Origin of the sequence: Bacillus sp. FSL H8-0492, from assembly GCF_038006145.1 — a bacterium.
Classification (GTDB): domain Bacteria; phylum Bacillota; class Bacilli; order Bacillales; family Bacillaceae_G; genus Bacillus_A; species Bacillus_A mycoides.
Genome location: NZ_JBBOUP010000001.1, coordinates 1,810,831 through 1,827,659 on the forward strand (window position 1 = coordinate 1,810,831; position 16,829 = coordinate 1,827,659).

15 protein-coding genes are annotated in these 16,829 nt (G+C 34.1%); 11 read left to right on the plus strand and 4 right to left on the minus strand.

Annotated elements, in window-relative coordinates:
• Positions 1-9 precede the first annotated feature (9 nt).
• Complete coding sequence (gene colA, locus MHH66_RS09200; protein WP_078185281.1) at positions 10-2,925, plus strand: collagenase ColA; 2,916 nt, start codon at positions 10-12, stop codon at positions 2,923-2,925.
• A 34-nt stretch (positions 2,926-2,959) separates the two neighbouring features.
• On the opposite strand, the gene MHH66_RS09205 is transcribed toward colA, so the two are convergent.
• Complete coding sequence (locus tag MHH66_RS09205) at positions 2,960-3,463, minus strand: GNAT family N-acetyltransferase (RefSeq protein WP_002033615.1); 504 nt, start codon at positions 3,461-3,463, stop codon at positions 2,960-2,962.
• 254 nt (positions 3,464-3,717) lie between these two features.
• On the opposite strand from MHH66_RS09205, the gene MHH66_RS09210 reads away from it, so the two are divergent.
• The 7 genes from MHH66_RS09210 to MHH66_RS09240 all read left to right on the plus strand — a co-directional run bounded on the left by MHH66_RS09210 (position 3,718) and on the right by MHH66_RS09240 (position 8,900).
• Positions 3,718-4,116 (plus strand): DUF2871 family protein, encoded by a 399-nt coding sequence (locus MHH66_RS09210; protein WP_002033617.1) that lies wholly within the window; start codon positions 3,718-3,720, stop codon positions 4,114-4,116.
• Positions 4,117-4,252: 136 nt separating this feature from the next.
• Positions 4,253-5,644 (plus strand): FAD-binding oxidoreductase, encoded by a 1,392-nt coding sequence (locus MHH66_RS09215; RefSeq protein ID WP_078185282.1) that lies wholly within the window; start codon positions 4,253-4,255, stop codon positions 5,642-5,644.
• A 6-nt stretch (positions 5,645-5,650) separates the two neighbouring features.
• Entirely contained in the window at positions 5,651-5,998 is a 348-nt protein-coding gene (locus MHH66_RS09220) for a DUF4260 domain-containing protein (RefSeq protein ID WP_078185283.1), read from the plus strand.
• 24 nt (positions 5,999-6,022) lie between these two features.
• Positions 6,023-6,559 (plus strand): GrpB family protein, encoded by a 537-nt coding sequence (locus MHH66_RS09225; protein WP_012261365.1) that lies wholly within the window; start codon positions 6,023-6,025, stop codon positions 6,557-6,559.
• Positions 6,560-6,746: 187 nt separating this feature from the next.
• Entirely contained in the window at positions 6,747-7,352 is a 606-nt protein-coding gene (locus tag MHH66_RS09230; RefSeq protein WP_012261364.1) for an FMN-binding negative transcriptional regulator, read from the plus strand.
• A gap of 244 nt (positions 7,353-7,596) precedes the next feature.
• Positions 7,597-8,709, plus strand: a complete 1,113-nt coding sequence (locus MHH66_RS09235; RefSeq protein ID WP_078185284.1) for a response regulator aspartate phosphatase — start codon at positions 7,597-7,599, stop codon at positions 8,707-8,709.
• Complete coding sequence (locus tag MHH66_RS09240; protein WP_002165311.1) at positions 8,709-8,900, plus strand: Phr family secreted Rap phosphatase inhibitor; 192 nt, start codon at positions 8,709-8,711, stop codon at positions 8,898-8,900. The genes MHH66_RS09235 and MHH66_RS09240 overlap by 1 nt, the downstream gene beginning before the upstream one ends.
• A gap of 736 nt (positions 8,901-9,636) precedes the next feature.
• Here MHH66_RS09240 and MHH66_RS09245 read toward each other — a convergent pair.
• From MHH66_RS09245 to MHH66_RS09255, 3 genes are all read right to left on the minus strand, one after another.
• On the minus strand, positions 9,637-11,103 hold the full coding sequence (locus MHH66_RS09245; protein WP_078185285.1) for a protein adenylyltransferase SelO: 1,467 nt from the start codon (positions 11,101-11,103) through the stop codon (positions 9,637-9,639).
• Between the two features lie 177 nt (positions 11,104-11,280).
• Entirely contained in the window at positions 11,281-12,279 is a 999-nt protein-coding gene (locus MHH66_RS09250) for an NADP-dependent oxidoreductase (protein ID WP_063219691.1), read from the minus strand.
• 18 nt (positions 12,280-12,297) lie between these two features.
• Positions 12,298-12,642 (minus strand): ArsR/SmtB family transcription factor, encoded by a 345-nt coding sequence (locus MHH66_RS09255; RefSeq protein ID WP_078185286.1) that lies wholly within the window; start codon positions 12,640-12,642, stop codon positions 12,298-12,300.
• 527 nt (positions 12,643-13,169) lie between these two features.
• Here MHH66_RS09255 and MHH66_RS09260 point away from each other — a divergent pair.
• From MHH66_RS09260 to MHH66_RS09270, 3 genes are all read left to right on the plus strand, one after another.
• Entirely contained in the window at positions 13,170-14,789 is a 1,620-nt protein-coding gene (locus MHH66_RS09260; RefSeq protein WP_078185287.1) for an FAD-dependent oxidoreductase, read from the plus strand.
• Between the two features lie 244 nt (positions 14,790-15,033).
• Positions 15,034-15,837 carry a hypothetical protein gene (locus MHH66_RS09265; RefSeq protein ID WP_078185288.1) on the plus strand — a complete coding sequence of 268 codons (804 nt, stop codon included), beginning with the start codon at positions 15,034-15,036 and terminating at the stop codon, positions 15,835-15,837.
• The gene (locus MHH66_RS09270; RefSeq protein WP_063219695.1) at positions 15,834-16,829 is read left to right on the plus strand and encodes a WXG100 family type VII secretion target; all 996 of its coding nucleotides are present in this window, start codon (positions 15,834-15,836) and stop codon (positions 16,827-16,829) included. Before MHH66_RS09265 ends, MHH66_RS09270 begins: the two co-directional genes overlap by 4 nt.

The window sequence follows — 16,829 nt, forward strand, 5'->3', positions numbered from 1 at the left end:
GGGGAGAGCATGAAAGGCTATTCAAAAAAAGTTTTAGTAGGGGTAAGTTTTGCTAGTTTAATGTTAGGGAGTTTTCAAGGAAGCATATTGGCGGAAGATACTAAGGGAGAGCAAGTTTCATATCGAAATGTGCTAAAAATGGAGCCGGTTGGTGTACAACTGCCCGTGGAAGAATTAGCTCATTCATCGAAAGTATTAGAAAGCAAGTCTTTTGAGAAAAGGCTACAATTTGCTGATTTATCGCAAAGACCGCCTGAAGTAAAAAAGGAAAGTAAGCAATTAGCTGTAGCGAAAACTTATACAATTGCTGAATTAAATCAATTAAGCAATCAACAATTAGTAGATTTACTTGTAACAATCGATTGGGAGCAAATTACGGGGCTATTTCAGTTTAATAAGGACAGCCTTGCATTCTATCAAAATGATAGTAGGATGCAGGCAATTATTGATAAATTGAAGCAGCAAGGACAGGCTTATACGCAAGACGATTCAAAAGGGATTGAGACATTAGTGGAAGTTTTGCGATCAGGGTTTTATTTAGGGTTTTATAATACAGAATTAAGTAAACTAAATGAACGTAGCTATCATGACAAGTGCTTACCTGCATTAAAAACGATTGCGAACAATCCAAATTTCAAACTCGGTACGTTAGAACAAAATAAAGTTGTATCATCATATGGGAAATTAATAGGAAATGCTTCGAGTGATGTGGAAACGATAACATCGGCTGCAAAGATTTTTAAGCAATATAATGATAATTTTTCTACATTGGTAGATAATCTTTCAGCTGGAAATGCGATTTACGATATTATGCAAGGTGTTGATTACGATATTCAATCGTATTTGTACGATACGAGAAAAGCACCGAAAGATACAGTATGGTACCAAAAAATAGATAGTTATATTAATGAATTAAGTAGATTCGCGTTAATGGGAACGATTACAGAGAAAAACGGATGGCTTATTAATAATGGAATTTATTATACAGGTAGACTCGGCACATTCCATAGTACAGGGACAAAAGGATTACAAGTTGTAACAGATGCGATGAAAATCTATCCTTATTTAGGTGAGCAATATTTCGTAGCAGCTGAGCAAATTACGACGAATTATGGCGGGAAAGATGCAAACGGTAACGTTGTTGATTTAGATCAAATACGAGAAGATGGGAAGAAAAAGTATTTGCCGAAAACGTATACGTTTGATGATGGTGCAATTGTTTTAAAAGCGGGAGATAAAGTGACTGAGGAGAAAGTTAAACGTTTATATTGGGCAGCAAAAGAAGTGAAGGCACAATTCCATCGTACGGTTGAAAGTGACCAACCGTTAGAAAAAGGAAATCCAGATGATGTATTAACGATGGTTATTTATAATAGCCCGGCTGAATATCAATTTAATCGTCAATTGTACGGGTATGAAACGAATAACGGCGGTCTTTATATAGAAGGAACAGGTACGTTCTTTACTTATGAACGTACGCCAGAAGAAAGTATTTATAGTTTAGAAGAATTGTTCCGACATGAATTCACGCATTATTTACAAGGTAGATATGAAGTGCCAGGACTTTGGGGACAAGGTAAGATGTATGAGAATGAGAGATTATCTTGGTTTGAAGAAGGGAATGCTGAGTTTTTTGCAGGTGCAACGAGAACGGACAACGTCGTTCCAAGAAAGAGTATTATAGGAGGACTATCTTCAAATCCAGCAGAACGTTATACCGCAGAGCGAACGTTAAATGCAAAGTATGGAACGTGGGATTTCTATAATTATTCCTTTGCTTTACAATCGTATATGTACAATAAGAGATACGATATGTTTGATAAAGTTCATGATCTTATTAGGGAAAATGATGTAACAGCATATGATGCATATCGCTCTGCTTTAAGTAAAGATGCGAATTTAAATAAAGAGTATCAAGACTATATGCAAATGTTAGTAGACAACCGTGAGAAATATAATGTTCCGTTAGTGTCAGATGATTATTTAGCAACTCATGCACCGAAACCAGTTTCAGATATTGCCGCAGAAATTACAGCGGAAGCAAAATTAAGTAATGTATCAGTAAAGAAAAATAAATCACAATTCTTTAATACATTTACACTGCAAGGAACGTATACAGGTACTGCTGCAAAAGGAGAAAATGAAGACTGGAAAACAATTACGCAAAACGTTAATGATACGTTAAAACGTTTAAGTGCAAAAGAATGGACAGGCTATAAAACTGTAACAGCATACTTTGTGAATTATCGTGTGAATGCATCAGGGCAATTTGAATATGATGTTGTGTTCCACGGTATTAATACAGAAGAAGGTGCAGTGAATAAAGCGCCGGTCGCGGTTATAAATGGTCCGTATAGCGGACATACGAATGAAGCGATCTCGTTTAAAAGCGATGGATCAAAAGATGAAGATGGGAAAATTATTTCTTATAAATGGGAGCTTGGTGATGGTACTGTAAGTAATGAACAAAATCCAACTCACGTTTATACAAAAGAAGGGACGTATACAGCGAAATTAACAGTAACAGACGATAAAGGGTTAACTAATACTGCTACAACAAGTGTAACGGTTCAAAAGAAAGAAGATAACAGTGTAGAAAAAGAGCCAAATAATTCATTCCAAACGGCAAATAAACTGCAGTTAAATCAAGTTTTACGTGCTAGTTTAGGAAACGGTGATACGAGTGATTACTTTGAAATAAATGTAGAAACTGCGAAAAACCTTCAAATTAATGTAACGAAGGAAAATAATATCGGAGTAAACTGGGTTCTTTATTCAGAAGCAGATTTAAATAATTATGTTACGTATGCACAGCAACAAGGAAATAAATTAGTAGGTAGTTACAATACGTATCCAGGGAAGTACTATTTACATGTATACCAGTATGGTGGTGGAACAGGGAATTATACGGTAGAAGTGAAGTGAAAAAAAGGGTCGCCATGAATGGCGACCTTTTTTGTTATGCGTTATACCCGAATAATTTTAGATTTTCTCCTGAGTCTGAAATTATTTTTTCGAATCGCAATCCTGCTTTTTCTAACAGCGTGCCTGAAGCAACATTATCTATAGAAGTAATTGCTACAATTCGTTTCAGTCCGAGCTTTTGTACACCGTATTCGATTACTGCAGCAGCTGATTCATAGCCGTACCCTTTTGAACGGAATTTTTCTAAAAAAGCAAAGCCGATATCAACATCTTCTAATGAATCTCTTTTAATAAGGCCGCACATACCAAGTGGAGTGAGATCTTCTTTTCGTTCAACTAAGTAAAGACCAAAGCCCATTTTATTGTACATATCGACGGGTCCGTTTAAGATGTATTTTTTTGCATCTTCTAAGTTTTTAATGCCTTTATCACCAATAAATTGAATCCATGCAGGATCATTTACTAATTCAAGAATAAACGGAGCATCTTTTACATCGAGCCAGCGAAGAGTGAGTCTTTCAGTTTCAAGAACTATCAATCTATTGCACCACCTTTAAAAGTTATAACAATTAGTATGGATTGTGCGAAATAAAAGTGCAAGTTATTTTAATTGAGAGTTACTGTTCACATAAAGTTCGATTGTTTTGTATAAAAGGATATTTTATAATTAGGATTGATTGTAAAGAGTGAGATACTTATACAATGACTCCTAGGAAACTAGGAGTTTTTACTATATAACTATCATTATTACTAAATATGACACACTACACATTCTACTCAAGGAGGTACATAATGAAGAAATTATATAATGCATCGTTTACTTATTTGATTATCGGTTTATTGTCAGGAATATTTGCTAGGGAGTATGGGAAATATAAAGGGATTTTAGGCTCTACTTTATTAAATCTTTTGCATACGCATACGTTAGTACTTGGCTTTTTCTTCTTTTTAATTGCTTTAGGATTAGCGAAAGTATTCGCGTTTCATGAAGTGAAAGGATTTAATAACTGGTTTATTTTACATAATATCGCATTAACTTTAATGTTAGGATCGCTGGCAGCGAGAGGACTTCTTCAACTAAATGGAGCGGACTTTAAAGGGTTAACTTATATTGTAGGGTTCTCTCATTCTATGATGGCATTTACTTTAGTTTGGTTTATGATTTTATTGAAAAAATCGTCTAAAATATAGTTTTAAAAAAGAACTTGTAGGGAATACTGCAAGTTCCTTTTTGTATATAAAATTTCATAAATTTAACTATTCTAATTATTTTGTATAAAAATAGTATAATTAATGTAGAGTAAATAATATAAAAGGAGAGTATGTAATGGAAATAACAATTGAGCGTTTAGTAAATGAATTAAAGCATGTACTTCCTGAAGATCAAGTAGTGGTTAATAAGACAGTAAGAGAGTTACATAGTAAAGATGAATCTTACCATAATAGTAGTTTACCTGATGTAGTTGTTTTTCCAAAAACGACGGAAGAGGTTAGAGCAATAATGAAAGTAGCGAGTGAGCATAAAAAACCTGTCATTCCATTTGGAGTAGGTTCTAGTTTAGAAGGTCATATAATTCCTTATGAAAAGGGGATTACAGTTGATTTTTCATTAATGAACAAAATACTTGAAATAAGAGAGAAAGATTTTCTTGTGAAAGTACAACCAGGAGTTACTCGTTCTCAGCTCAATAAAGAATTGAAAAAGTACGGTTTGTTTTTTAGTGTAGATCCAGGTGCAGATGCAACGTTAGGAGGCATGGCTGCTACGAATGCGAGCGGAACGACAGCGGTGAGATATGGAGTTATGCGTGATCAAGTTCGTGATTTAGAGGTGGTACTTGCTGATGGGCAAGTGATACATACTGGCAATTTAGCGGCGAAGTCATCATCAGGTTATCATTTAAATGGTATTTTCGTAGGATCAGAGGGTACGCTTGGATGCTTTACAGAGCTAACATTAAAAGTATACGGCATACCAGAACATGTTATGGCTGCGAGAGCATCGTTTCCAACTATAAATGATGCAGTAGAAGCTGTTATTAATATACTGCAAGCTGGCATTCCAATTGCGAGAATAGAACTTGTTGATGAATTATCTATGAAACAAGTAAATCATTATAATGAGACAAATTACAGAGAAGAACCAACACTGTTTTTAGAGTTTCACGGAAATGAAGCAGGGCTAACGCAAGATATCGAGTTTACGAAGGAAATTGTTTTTGATCATAAATGTAAAGAAGTCGCTTTTGAAACTGAAACTGCCGCAAGAAATAAATTATGGGATGCAAGGCATAATTTAGCTTATTCTTACGTGCATAGTTATCCTGGTAAAAAGCTAATGAGTACAGATGTTTGTGTACCAATTTCGGAATTAGCTGGCGCAATACAACATGCGAAAGAGACATTAGATAAAGTGGGACTTGTTGGTGGTATTCTTGGCCATGTAGGAGACGGGAATTTTCACGTGCTCTTAATGATTGATCCAAATGATAAAGATGAAGTGAAAAAAGCGGATGAAATAAATGAAAGTATTGTACTGTATGCTCTTAAGCGTGGCGGAACTTGTACAGGAGAGCATGGCGTTGGAATAGGAAAGCAAAAGTATCAAGAAGAAGAACATGGTGCGGCATTATTGGTAATGGAGAAAATAAAGAAAGCTCTTGATCCGCAAAATATTTTAAATCCGAATAAAATTTTCAAGCTAACAGATAAGGAATGATGAAGTTTGGAGAAACGAATTATACACTTTGAAGGATTGGTGGTCTTATTAGCTGCAATTTATATATATGGATTATGTGGATTTAGTTGGTTATTATTTATTGTATTACTTTTTGCACCTGATTTAGCAATGGTGGCGTACGCTATTAACAAACGTATCGGTGCACAAATATATAATCTATTTCACACATATATCATATCAATATTACTTGTTTTAATAGGGGTCTATTTAAAGATGGATACGATTTTAATGATTGGTTTAATATGGACAGCACATATTGGAATGGATCGAATGCTTGGGTATGGATTGAAGTATGAAACTGATTTTAAGGATATGCATATTCAGAGGTTATAAAAGTGATTTGAGAAGGGTGGTCAATTGAAACAATTTATTACTGTTGAGAAATATAATACACAATGGGAAAGTGAATTTTGTAAATTACAGACGTTGATTAATAACGTAATGGGAGAACTCATTTTTTCTATAGAGCACGTTGGGAGTACATCTGTTAAAGGCCTTGCTTCTAAACCGATATTAGATGTCGATGTTGTAATAGAAGATTATGATGTTTTTCCAAAAGTAATAAATAGACTTGAACAGGTAGGTTATTTTCATCAAGAAGAGTGGAGTTTTAAGGGGAGAGAGGCTTTTGGGAGAAAGGGTCAATATGTTCCGAGGGACGGGAAGAATACAATTTGGATGGAACATCATTTATATGTATGCGATAAGAATAGTGAAGAGTTAAGAAGACATGTAGCGTTTCGTGAGTATCTTCGTGGAAATCCAAACGTTGTTATTGAATATGGAAAGCTAAAGAAAGAATTAGCGGAAACGGCGGAAAATCGCTTAAATTATAGCTTAGGTAAAACGGAATTTATTGAATATGTATTAGAAAAAGCTATGAAGGATCGTTGAATAAGGGAGTTTGTATAAATAAAAAAATTGACTAAGGTGGCAGAAATCATATAATGCCACCTATTATTTTTGAAACAAAGGTTTTACTATATGCACTGACCTTATAAAACAATTATCATCTGTCCCTGCCCAATAATAAATCTCATAAATATAATGGGAAATAAGAAGATAAGAAAAGAGGGAGCTTATGTACATACCAAAACATTTCACTATACAAGATGAAGAGACGAAGTACGAAATGATTGAACAAAATAGCTTTGCAACTTTATTTTCTCAACATAACGGAGCACCGTACGCAACGCATTTACCGTTATTGTTAAATAGGGAAACACTTACTTTATCCGGGCATTTTGCACGTCCAAATGAGCAGTGGAAAGATAGTGGAAATCAACAAGTGTTAGCTATTTTTCAAGGGCCACATAGTTACATCTCTCCGTCATGGTATGAAACAAATAAAGCAGTACCAACATGGAACTATGTTGCGGTGCATGTATATGGAGAGTTGGAAATTGTTGAAGATGAACAGGAATTAATAGATTCTCTTCAAGATTTAGTACATAAATATGAAAATCCAAAGAGCACCTACTCACTGAATAATGTAGATCCGAATTATATGGAAGGATTAAGTAGGGGAATAGTTGGGTTTAGAATAAAGATAAATAAAATAGAAGGAAAAGCGAAGTTAAGTCAAAATCATTCTGTGGAGAGACGGAAATTAGTTGTAGAAGAACTTGAGAAAGTTGGTAGTGAAGGAAGTAGGGGGATTGCAGGGTTGATGAAGAAGGGTGTTTAAAATAATGGTGGAGTGTGAATACACATTTATAAAGTGTTAATATATTGTATTTATAGATTTTTATAGTGATTTAGACGCTGTATTTATGGGGGCAATTTTCTTTAGTGTTTTAAAAAATTTACAGCATGTGATTAATTTAATGGATTTAATGTTAAATAAATGTTGAGAAATATTAATGAGATATTTATATCTTAATATCTATTTGTTATTATTTATGTGAGAATATTCAAAAAAGGGGGATCTTATGAACATTCCAGTGAAGGGAAGCGAACAGGTTACAAAGCAACTTAATGAATGGTATCAAGCAATGTTACAACAACAATTGTCAAAAGCAACTAATTTAAAACAAGAAATTGATAAAAATATTGATGTTTTGAAACAAGAATCAAATAAAATGTTGCAAGAACAAAATTTATTATATTATTTCTTACTAGATTTTCGTTATAAAACGCTTGTTGATAGATTTAGTATCACAAAGAGAAGCTTTGACGAAATAGATTCTTTTAAAATTCCGACGGATGGTTTCGTATCTTATTATTACCATTTTTGTAAAGCGGTATATGCTACTATAATTAAAGATTATAAAGAAGCGAAAAAATATTATGAAAAAGCAGAGTTTCTTTTGAAAGACGTTCCAGAAGAAATTGAACAAGCTGAATTTCAATCTAAGTTAGCCTTATTCTATCATAATAATAATGAACCACTTTTAGCTGTTCACTATGCAACTATTTCAAAAGATATCTTCTCTAAACACCAAGGTTATGAAAGTAATACTGCTTCTTGCGAAAATACTATTGGAATGAGTTGTGTATCTCTAAAACAGTTTGAACAGGCCGAGGAACATTTAAATTCTGCATTAAATTTATTACAAAAAAATAATGAAGAAAGATTAATTTCATTCGTGCGGCACAACTTAGGGTGGCTATATGCAAATCAAAACCTTTCTGAATTAGCTATCCGTCACTTATCAGAAGTAACAGAGAAAATACCTAATCATTTCAAAGCTGTTTTTTTACAAGCTAGGGAATATTCTAAGTTAGGTGAAACAAATGTATCTTCTATTCTTATTGAAAAAGGATTGGAACTTTGTTTAGAAGTAGAGAATGAAGAATATACACATCATTTCAATATTTTAAAAGCATTAAATAATAATGTGACTATCGAGGAATTAAAAAGGGTAATTGTTACAGGGATTTCTTATTTCAAAGAAGAGAATCTTTCTTATTATGTAGAAGAATATGCTGAGGTGATGGCAGCTAGGTTATATGAGGTGTGTGATTATAAAACGTCTAGTGAATATTTTTGTTTAAGTCTTGAAGCAAGAAAAACAAATTTAGCTAAAGGGGCGTTAAAATAATGAAGAAACTGAGTTTAATGGTAATGAGTTTAGCTGTTACAGGTATTACAGTTTTTACGATAAATACTACTCCAAAGATTCAACAAACAGCAACCGCAAATACTGTCGTCAATAAGTTACAATCGACTCACGGAGAAGGGTGGTCTCCAACGAGACCTGAGTTAGTATACTTAGAGGGAAGACAACTCTAAAGTATTATTTTAAGAGTGCTAGCTTTAGTTGATATTATTTACTGGCTTGTAAACATTAAAGGTTTACAAGCCAGTTTTTTGTTGTTAGAGCTACCTTCACATTATGTTGAAAGTAATCCGTCATAATTTTAAACTATTGTAATGAATTTTAATAAAAAATTGTTGAGGAATATAGTGAAGAGATTGGAACATACAAATTCTCATTAGTTATATTAAAATGGATTCATTCTCTTCTCCTTTATTTTTTATCAACATTTGTACAATAGCTGGATTTTTATATTCGAGAATAGTTGTTCCTTATCGATGTTCCTGAATATAATAAGAAAAAATGAAGATTGAATAGAAGAATTTTAATAGAATAGTTACCAAGTTAACGCATTAGGAAAGAAATAGGTAGGAAGTAAGGAGCTCTCCTTTGTTCGTGACAGCTTGTTTGGTGTATGTATCTTTTTCGCATGGGAGGAAATTGATAGAGGTGATAATATACAACTGTAATCACATAGAATATGCTAACGATATGTAATACATAAAAGAAACGCAAACTAGAGTATTAAATTACGTTTTTTTTTTTTCACAAGATGGAGAAAAAAGTAGAAAAGGTGTTTTTATACGAAAACACCTTTTCTACTTATAATGTTCCTTTATGGAAAATAACGAATCGTGTACTTGAATTTAGTGGGAATTACACTAATAAATAATACAATTAGGAGCAGAAAAACAGTCTTAGTGCTCTAAATCACGTCCCGCAAAAAGTCCGATAAGGACGATTCGACGGCACAGGAGGCGTGCAGTAATCCGCTTGTTCTTGAGAATATTCATAAGGATTTGCTAAAGCTTGAAGAAGTTTCTCCATTACGCTATAGTCTCCATCTTTAACAGCTGCTTCTAGTGCTTCTTCTACTCGGTGGTTTCGAGGGATGATTACTGGGTTGTTATTTTTCATTAATTTGTATGCATCATCTTTCGATTCTTTTTGTCTTTCTAACCGAGATTGCCATAGCTCGTACCATTCTTTAAATTCAGGACTTTCAAATAAAGGTGCATTTTCTAATATATTGTCAGTTAATGCACGGAATGTATTTGTATAATCTGCTTTATATTTTTCCATTGCTTTTAAAAGTTTCTCAATAAGGGATTGATCATGCTCTTCATTGCTAAATAGTCCTAATTTCTTCTTTATTCCGAGGAACCAATTGTTTTCGTACTGCACACTGAACTTTGAAATTTCATCTTGTGCAATTTTTAGTGCTTCTTCTTCATCTTCATGTAGTATCGGTATTAAAGATTCAGCTAAACGTGCGAGATCCCATGCAGCCATATATGGTTGATTTCCGTATGCATAACGGCCTTGTGTGTCAATAGAGCTAAATACTGTTCCTTGATTATAACTATCCATAAAGGCACATGGACCGTAATCAATCGTTTCACCGCTAATCGTTATATTGTCAGTGTTCATTACGCCGTGAATGAAGCCAACGAGTTGCCATTTTGCGATAAGGCTTGCTTGTCTCTTAATGGCTTCTTGTAGTAGTGCGACATATGGATTTTCAGTAGATTCAACCTCTGGATAATGTCTTTTTATCGTATAATCAGCTAAAGCTTTGAGATCTTCGATTGAGCCTCGAGCTGCGGCGTATTGGAATGTTCCAACGCGTATATGACTGCTTGCAACTCTAGTTAAAATAGCTCCAGGTAACTTCGTTTCGCGATAGATTGGTTCGCCAGTTGAGACTACTGCTAAACTGCGAGTAGTTGGAATATCAAGCGCGTACATCGCTTCACTAATAATATACTCACGTAGCATTGGACCGAGTGCAGCACGACCATCACCGCGGCGTGAATATGGAGTTGGACCGGAACCTTTCAATTGAATATCAAACCGTTCGCCTGAAGGAGTAATTTGTTCTCCAATTAAAAGGGCACGACCATCTCCTAACATGTTGAAATGACCAAATTGGTGCCCAGCATACGCTTGAGCTAGTGGATGAGCTCCTTCTGGAATAGTATTACCAGCTAAAATGGCGATTTCAGCGTCCTTTTTTAGTTCCTCAGGATTAAAGCCAAGAGATATTGCTAAAGAATTATTTAGTTTAATTAACTCCGGTGAGTGTACAGGAGTTGGGGGGATTTCTGTATAAAATGATTGTGGTAAAGTCGTATAACTATTATCTAAATTCCAACCTGCTTCATTATTTTTAGTCATTTTATCTCCTCCTTGTTTATTTTTTTATTATGTATTTGTACGTATGTATTCTTTGTAAAATTAGCTAAAAGTATAATATGATATTTCCCCTTGAAATCTATTGTAAGGACTTCATTGCACTATGTCTATTTAACAGCAAATAATAAAACTCCATTTTTAAAAAATGGAGTTTTATTATTATTTGATTTTTACAATTATCTTTCCTTTTGCTCTTCCAGACTCTGAATATTCCATTGCTTTTTGAGTATCTTCAAAAGGAAAAATGCGATCGATTATAGGTTTGATTTGTCCAGATTCAATATACTTTGCAATTATACGTAATTGATCTCCGCTTGGTTTCATAAACAAAAACGAATATTGAGCATTATGCTTTTTTTCAAGTGCAGTAAGTTTTTTGCTTGCTAATGAAAATAAGAGTGTTTTGAAAAATCCTGAACCAAATTCTTTACCGAAGCGAGCATTCGGCATTCCTGAAACGGAAACAATGTTCCCTTCGCTTTTTATAATATCGAATGATTTTTCAAGTGTTGTACCGCCAAGTGTATCAAATACCGCATCATAATTTTTCAGTATATCTTCAAACTTTTCTTTTTTGTAATTAATAATTTCATCTGCGCCAAGAGACTTTACTAAATTTTCACCAGCTTCACTAGCAGTTGTTGCAACAGTGGCACCCATTATTTTTGCTAACTGAATTGCGAAAGTACCAACACCGCCGGATCCAGCGTGAATCAAAATCTTTTGTCCTTTTTGTAATTGCATGATGTCATGTAATGCTTGATATGATGTTAAGCCAACGAGTGGAATCGACGCCGCTTCCTCAAAAGTTAAATTTTTCGGTTTTAAGGCTATATCATCTTCATGAATGGCTATATATTCCGCAAAAGTACCGATCTTATCTTTTCTTGGACGTGCATATATTTCATCACCAACTTTAAATTGAGTCACCTTTGTTCCGGCTTTTACAATGACACCAGAAAAGTCATTACCAAGAATAAGGGGCATTTTATATTTAAGTAACAACTTCACTTTTCCATCGCGTATTTTAAAATCAATTGGGTTAATGCTAGCTGCATGAATTTCTGCGAGCACCTCATACTCATTTATTTCAGGGGTGGGCATCTCAGTCATACGCATTGGAACTTTCCCGTACTTATCAATCACCATTGCTCTCATTTCTTATACCTCCAAAGTTCAATAAAAGTTTTGCAGTAGCTTCTCAATATCTAATACAAGGTTTTTTAATAATCCTAATTTTGTACGTATGTCAATATAATAAAAGTTCTTTGTACCTTCTTTACGCATTAAAATAATACCAGATTCTCGTAAAATCTTAAGGTGATGTGATACTGCTGGTCGAGAAAGGTGTGTTTGTTTCGTGATTTCTCCTACACGTAATCCGGTTTGACATTCCGTTTCCATGAGAACTAACAAAATAGCTTGACGAGTTTCATCGCCAATTGCTAATAATACTTTTTGAGAATCAATAAAACCTTTTTTTATAACATTTAATTGCTCTTGTTTATTCATTTCAATCACTTTACCTCCAATAAGTAGTCGAAAGGTTTAAGATGATGAACCATTACATCGATACGGTAATGCTACATGAATGTTGTATGAGCTGCAATATTGAGAAAGAAAATCGAGACGAATCTATTTTTACGTATTGAAAATTATGGAGTAGTTATTATAGGGAATAGAAAATAATGGAGTTGAAAGGTAGAAAATGATTTAAAAATACGATGTCTGCCGAGGATAAAGGGTAGCCATTTAACAATAAAATAAGCGGTCGTAACCTTGTATAATTTACAAGGTTACGACCGCTTATAATGTTTTTATTATTTTTGATGTCTATATCAGAGAATAGTTCAAAGTAAAGCCTTCTTTTTTATCCTTTCATACACACACAAATTAAGTGACTTGTAGATGTATGAAAGGATAAAAGTAATTTGGGGCGTAATCTATCTATATGATAATTTAAAATGAAATATAAGTCTATATCTTTGTTGTTTTTTTGATTATATTTATGTCACTGAGCTCAGAACAATGATGTGGAGGGGAAATATATGAAATCGAATTATATACCAGTTTTAATTGTTGGAGGAGGATTATCAGGATTAGCATCTGCTTTATTCCTTGCAAAACATAAAATTGATTATTTACTGATTGAAAGGCACCCGACTACTGCAATTCATCCAAAAGCAGGTGGAATCACTTTTCGTACGATGGAGTTATTTCGAGAATTAGGTTTAGAACAAAGAATTAAATCAGCGGGTAAAGCATTAGAAAATTGCCGAGGAAGACTAGCAGTTCATACAATAGCTGAGGTGGAAAAGGAAGAATTGGCAAAAATGAGGACCGCTCAGTATGGAAACGATGAAAAGTTACTTCAAAAAATAGAAGAGATTAGTCCATCAAAACAAACGGCTTGTTATCAAATTACTTTAGAGGAGATGATGTTACAAGAAGCACAGAGATTAGGCGGGAAGCTATCTTTTTATCATGAACTAGTTTCTTATGAGCAAAATGGAAACGGAGTAATAGCAACGATGCGAAATCGTAAAACGAAAGAAGAGAGCATGATTCATTGTGATTATGTAATTGCAGCAGATGGAGCGAAAAGTAAAATACGTGAACAGTTAGGTATTTTAACCGAGGGCCGTGGTACAATCGGTGGTTATTATATGAACATATATTTTGAAGCGGATTTGAGTGAATGTATTAAAGGAGACGCATTCGGTTTTACTATGATACTTCATCCAGAAGTAATTGGTGCGCTTATTCCAGTCGATAACGAAAGTAAATGGATTTATCATGTAGCTTATGATCCAGTAAAAGGGGAGCGACCAGAGGATTTCTCTATAGAACGCTGTAAACAAATTATTCAAACTGCAATTGGAAGTACGGATATTAAGCCAGAAATAGTAAGTGTTTTGCCGTGGGAAGCGAGTGAAAGTACAGCGGTAAAATTTCAGGACAATCGCATCTTTTTAGTTGGTGACTCGGCGCATATTATGCCGCCAACAGGAGGATTCGGTTCAAATACAGGAATACAAGATGCACATAATTTAGCTTGGAAATTAGCGGCTGTTATAAAAGGGAAGGCAAAACCAAAATTGTTAGAAACATATCATGAAGAGAGACACTCTGTTGCAAAATTAACGACCGCTTATGCAAGTAGTTTACTGTTTCGTGCTGCGAATAGAGAGGAAGGCAGTTTGAATAATATAGATGGTTTAGCTGTTACAGTTGGATATCAGTATTGTTCAGAGGCGATTATAGATAATTCAGTCACTCCACATAGAATGGATAGCATAGAGTTGAACGGAAGACCTGGAACGCGAGCGCCACATTTTTGGGGAACTTATGAAGGAAAAGAAGTTTCTATACTTGATCTATTTGGTAGCAATTTTGTGTTACTTACTGGAGCAGAGCCTAGTACTTGGACTGAAGCTGCACGTGACGTTTCATCTAAATTAGGAGTAAATATAAAAGTGTATCGTGTTGGTTTAAGTGGAGACTTTGTTGCTCAAAAAGATGTTTTGAGTGAACTATATGGGATAGGGCATGGAGGTGCTGCATTGATTAGACCAGATGGCTTTATAGGATGGCGTTTGGAAAAAGAGGTAGTAAATCCAGATGTAGTGCTTGAAGAAGTAATGGGTAATTTATTATGTGATTTTTAAGTAACTAAGGAAGTATTGTCTTATATAGGACGATACTTCTATTTTTTTAGCTTACAAAATAAAATTGTTTAGTGAAGAGCCATTATTATTATAAAAATATATGTAAATTAATTCCCTTTCTTTTTGTTGTTATTAGAATTTTTTTAGTTTTTAGTTATAAGTGTTGGCAATTACTAGATTGAATCATTTTTTTATTGTATTATATTTCTTAGGGATTACATATTACGCTAGGGAGTGGGACTATTTGACTATTGAACCTCTTATTTTATCAAATAAAGAAGCATATGTATTAACTGGTATGTTTGACCGTGAAACTATGATTGGAATTGAGAACCCCTTTGAAAATTGGTCAGATGAAGAAATAGACAAAGAATTAGATGTAATGCACGAGAATTGGACAAACGAAGAGCTACTCATAATAAAGGAAGATGAAACATTATGCAACAAACAACTTTTAGAATATTTTCGCATTTGTTTAACTACAGGATTTGTTATTGAAGTACAGATAAGTAAAAACAGCGCTTTAGAAAAAAACATTTTCTATTTTAGTGAAAAAAAAGTTATACAAAATGTAATAACAGATGATAACGGTGATAAACAATGTACATTTAAAGAATGCGGGACACCAGATGTAGCTTGGCAATTTATATATCAAGCATTACAGCCTAAAAATACTTTCTCTCGTCCAAATTATACATTTAAAATCCCTTCTTCTGCATATAAAGAAAACATTTTAAATCAATCAAACAAGCAATTAGTAGATTACTTGAAACTTTACTTAGATGATGAAGCTTCCTTAGAGTTAGCAAACATTATACATAATCGTGAAGAGTTAAATACTGTTCAAGTTCATTATTATATAAAGGACTCATGGTCTACAGACTGTATTCAGTTTTTATATAGTCAAAACCAATATTGGCTAATCCAAAAAGTTTTAGATAATGAGCAAACACAAACGAATTTTATTTGCCTTGATACCTTTACAATTACTGAAGAGATAAAGAAAATGGTACTTTATCTTAAATCATTAGGCGGTGAAACAAGGTGAGCGGTGAAATTAAGGTTACTCCTGACCATTTAAGGAAACTGGCTTCTAATATAGAACAAACAGCTCATGAGCTATCTGAAACATATCAACGTATCAATCAGCAGATATTTGATCTACCTTTCCAAATATCTGGAAGAGATGCTGTGTTAAATCAATCCCAATACGCAGGATCCATGTTAGCTACTATAACGACCGTTTTAAAAGAACATAGTGATTCATTAAGAAAAGCTGCTGATCGTTTTGAGAAGGCTGATCAACAAGAAGTTTCATTTGGAGAAGAAGCAATTGAGATAAATTGGTTTGCACCGTTTGGTGGCGATATTGGTGATTGGAAAGATAACCCTGCAGGGTCTTCATTTACTTTACTGGGTACCGTAACGGAAGGTGCAGCTGCCTACAAATTGGCATCTTTACATAATAAAGGCTTGCGTGTAACACCCTACACAGATAGAAAAGGAAAAGAAATGGTAAGATTTCAAAATCGCACCGTACTAAAGGATAAAAATGGACTTAATGTGATAAGGCGTACAAAATTACCTTTAGCCGAAGTAAAGCAAATAGACGATGTAAAAAGACATGTTTTATCACCAAAAGAAATTCTTAAAGATTCATTGAAATTAAAAACAAATGTTTTAGGCTATGCAGCTGTAGGATGGGATGTAATTAATGATACAAAGGAAAATATTGAAAATAAAGCGTCAAAAACTAAGATAGCTGGTGATATTATTGGTGATGCAGCAATCGGGGTTGGTACAACTGCTGTAAGTGCCTTTGCGGGAGCCAAACTAGGTGCAGCTGTTGGAACTGTTTTTGGCGGTCCAATCGGAACTGTTGCTGGAGCTTGTATTGGCTTTGGTGTTTCTATAGGAGCTAGTATACTAACAGATGGAATTAAGTTTAACAAAGGTGATTGGAATCATGATGGTAAACAGGATTCGATAAAAGATAGAGTTAAATCTGGAATCGGAGCAACTTTAGATGAAATTTTTTAG

What these genes read in the sequence shown, in the direction of transcription:
- colA (WP_078185281.1), top strand. Translation starts at nt 10, where the DNA reads ATGAAAGGCTATTCAAAAAAAGTTTTAGTAGGGGTAAGTTTTGCTAGT.
- MHH66_RS09210 (WP_002033617.1), top strand. Translation starts at nt 3,718, where the DNA reads ATGAAGAAATTATATAATGCATCGTTTACTTATTTGATTATCGGTTTA.
- MHH66_RS09215 (WP_078185282.1), top strand. Translation starts at nt 4,253, where the DNA reads ATGGAAATAACAATTGAGCGTTTAGTAAATGAATTAAAGCATGTACTT.
- MHH66_RS09230 (WP_012261364.1), top strand. Translation starts at nt 6,747, where the DNA reads ATGTACATACCAAAACATTTCACTATACAAGATGAAGAGACGAAGTAC.
- MHH66_RS09235 (WP_078185284.1), top strand. Translation starts at nt 7,597, where the DNA reads ATGAACATTCCAGTGAAGGGAAGCGAACAGGTTACAAAGCAACTTAAT.
- MHH66_RS09240 (WP_002165311.1), top strand. Translation starts at nt 8,709, where the DNA reads ATGAAGAAACTGAGTTTAATGGTAATGAGTTTAGCTGTTACAGGTATT.
- MHH66_RS09245 (WP_078185285.1), bottom strand. Translation starts at nt 11,103, where the DNA reads ATGACTAAAAATAATGAAGCAGGTTGGAATTTAGATAATAGTTATACG.
- MHH66_RS09250 (WP_063219691.1), bottom strand. Translation starts at nt 12,279, where the DNA reads ATGAGAGCAATGGTGATTGATAAGTACGGGAAAGTTCCAATGCGTATG.
- MHH66_RS09260 (WP_078185287.1), top strand. Translation starts at nt 13,170, where the DNA reads ATGAAATCGAATTATATACCAGTTTTAATTGTTGGAGGAGGATTATCA.